At 50.9% G+C, this 2,650-nt stretch carries 3 protein-coding genes; 1 reads left to right on the top strand and 2 read right to left on the bottom strand.

Translation table 11 applies throughout. The features are described from left to right. The first annotated feature begins 295 nt into the window (after positions 1-295). Positions 296-910 carry an excalibur calcium-binding domain-containing protein gene (locus C492_RS23650; RefSeq protein ID WP_152424868.1) on the top strand — a complete coding sequence of 205 codons (615 nt, stop codon included), beginning with the start codon at positions 296-298 and terminating at the stop codon, positions 908-910. A 409-nt stretch (positions 911-1,319) separates the two neighbouring features. Here the strand turns inward: C492_RS23650 and C492_RS09185 are convergent, their stop codons facing one another. Together C492_RS09185 and C492_RS09180 are read right to left on the bottom strand one after the other, a co-directional pair. Beyond that, entirely contained in the window at positions 1,320-1,931 is a 612-nt protein-coding gene (locus C492_RS09185; protein ID WP_008422719.1) for a hypothetical protein, read from the bottom strand. A gap of 37 nt (positions 1,932-1,968) precedes the next feature. Further along, positions 1,969-2,262: a hypothetical protein gene (locus C492_RS09180; protein ID WP_008422718.1), complete on the bottom strand. Its 294-nt coding sequence runs from the start codon at positions 2,260-2,262 to the stop codon at positions 1,969-1,971. Positions 2,263-2,650: the final 388 nt, after the last annotated feature.

Genomic DNA, 2,650 nt, shown 5'->3' with positions numbered 1-2,650 from the left:
GAGATGAACCGGAAGGAGCTTCGAGAGCATCTCCTCACCAGTGAGCATCTCTCGAATAAGGAGATAGGAGATACGATGGTTTTCTGGTAGCCTCACTCCCTTTCTCATCCGACTCATCATCATCCGAGGGGAGAACAGTAGTAGAACAGTCCGACCGATTGTGAGCCAACTGAGAGCCTATGAGTGAAAGAGAATCTGATCACAGTAGAGTAGAAAAGAGTCTCAATCCCTTGCCTCAGCATCCGAGAGTCCCCTCACTCTCGATATCATCAATCAATCTCATAGGGGTGGTGAGATGACTCTCGAGAGGGAGGAAGATCTCATCGGCGAGAGATCAGAGAGCGTTCCGACTGTCGATCCCGGCTACCGATGTAACGGGAAGCGGATCGATCGGGATGATGATGGAGTAGTCCGGTTCCTTGGATACTGCTCTCAGAGAGCAGGTCATGGAACCGATCATCTCGGGGAAGGTCGGTGTAAGTTCCACGGGGGTACTGCAGGAGCCCCGGAAGGGAATCGCAACGGAGCTACTCACGGGCTCAGATCGGATCCAGAGAAGCATTACGAGAGCTTGAGCCCTGAACGTCAGGGGGAGATCGAACGCGTCACAGAGGCCATCCTCGAGCGATTGAGAGCGAAGTACGATGATCGGGATAAGATCGATCGGGAGCTGGCTCATCGAGTGGCCGTGAAGCTGGATATAGCTGAGGGAGCTTCCGCCTACATCGAGGAGAAGGGTCTGATTCAAGTCATCGAGACTGCTCATCAGAGTCGAGAGACTCGGAACACTCTGCTTGCTCAGATACGTCGCTACGATAAGTCGATCATCGATGACCTCGAGAAGCTCGGAGTATTCGAGGATACTGATGAGTCGGATGAAGTCGATCAGTGGAGAGGGTTCATCGGGTGAATCTCGTATAGGCTGTGAGTTTCGTTCTAAGCGATGTTTCCTCATTACGATGGATTCCCTTGACCAATCAGGAAGATCCGACTGAGCGGACTGTGAGAGCTTCGAGTTCTGACCAGAGCGAGTGATCGACTCGAGTAAGGGAGTGAGCCACATCGTTGTGATTGNCCTCGATTGACCAAACCCATAGAATCGGTTATCTGCTACTACACTACTACTGAATAAAGGAGGGTTCTTCTATAGTTGCTACTACAAAGAGAGGCTAATGCATCGGTTCTGTGTTCGACCTATCTTGATGAGATGGTTCCGATCACGATTTCACCTACCCACACACCTCCTCCCCGATCACAACGTCGTTACTCGATCTCTGAAGCGACTCGATCCGACTAACGATCTCCTCGGAGAACACCNCCTACCCACACACCTCCTCCCCGATCACAACGTCGTTACTCGATCTCTGAAGCGACTCGATCCGACTAACGATCTCCTCGGAGAACACCACTGCTCTCTCGCCGGAGCGACTCTCTCTGACCTCTACCTCTGATTTACCCAGCTCATCTAACCTCTCGATCACCCTGCTTACAGTCTGAGTGTGGACTCTGCTATCCTCCTTTGCTCTCAACACCTTCCGAAGATCACTCGACTTGATTGCTCTCCCAGCAGGGACACTCTTCGAGTAGTCCGAGATATCCTTAGCAACGAATCGAGCACGTTCCTGATTGGCTGTGAGATTATCCTCTACGAGTCCTTCGGGTAGATCAACTACATCCTCGATCGGAGTCTGTGGCTCTGGAGTGGTGCTCTCTCCCCCTTGAGGGGTAGGGGTTTCGTCTCCAGTTCCCTTGATCTCCTCAACTTCATCCTCTAGATCGGCGATGCGATCCGTGTTGCTCTCCGTCCAATTCGAGATCCCCCCCCTCCATCGAGTGAGTTCCTCGAGTTCTTCCTCCAGCTCATCGATCCGTTCAGCCTGATCCTGATTTTCTTGCCGTAGTTCTCGGTTCTCTGCTTCGACTTTGCTCACACGGCTCTCCAGTTGATTAAGACGTTCTTCACAACACTCACACATCGTTCTCACCTCCGAGCTTGCTATCGACTTCCTCGATCGTCTCGATAATCTCGTCTACCTGCTCCAAGGAAAGGCCGTATTCGAGCAACACGCGCTTAACCGCTACTGTCGCAACGTGCTTCTCTCGAAGCTGCTCGAGGAGTTTTTCTTGATTCTCGGCCAACTCCTCCTCTACCTCAGAAATCTTCTCAGACTGCTGCTGAACGATCTCGATAAGGGATTCAACTTTCTCCTCTGCGCTACTCTCATTGGACAGATTGAAGTCCGTAGCTGGTGTATCTGACATTGGTGTATCTTGATGGGAGTGCTACAACACTCCTATCCGCCTTCTACGACGGATTACTGGCAAGTCTCTACGACAGCCAGAAATAGGTTTGTGTCTCGATTACACTCCATATTCATTTAACAGTTGGATTCTCTACTACTCCATATAGTTCGTTGTCGGGGGTGAGAAAACCAAGATACACAACGATATCACCCCTTCACCCTACCCCATATCACCAAATTACACCCTTGGGAGGATCGGATATAATAGAAAGTACCAGATTGAGTTAGTAAAACCGGGCTGATCACCACTGAGCGAAACATGATCATGTAGATCACGAAACAGGATTCTGTAGATCACTCCACCCCCCGAACGATTCGACCGACCGACTCCCTCTCATCGATGATCT

The sequence above is a fragment of the Natronococcus jeotgali DSM 18795 genome (assembly GCF_000337695.1).
Classification (GTDB): domain Archaea; phylum Halobacteriota; class Halobacteria; order Halobacteriales; family Natrialbaceae; genus Natronococcus; species Natronococcus jeotgali.
Note: the sequence above shows the minus strand (reverse complement) of the source record. Positions and strands in the feature narration are given on the sequence as shown.

Coding starts and splice junctions, on each gene's coding strand:
- C492_RS23650 (WP_152424868.1), top strand. CDS start 296: ATGACTCTCGAGAGGGAGGAAGATCTCATCGGCGAGAGATCAGAGAGC.
- C492_RS09180 (WP_008422718.1), bottom strand. CDS start 2,262: ATGTCAGATACACCAGCTACGGACTTCAATCTGTCCAATGAGAGTAGC.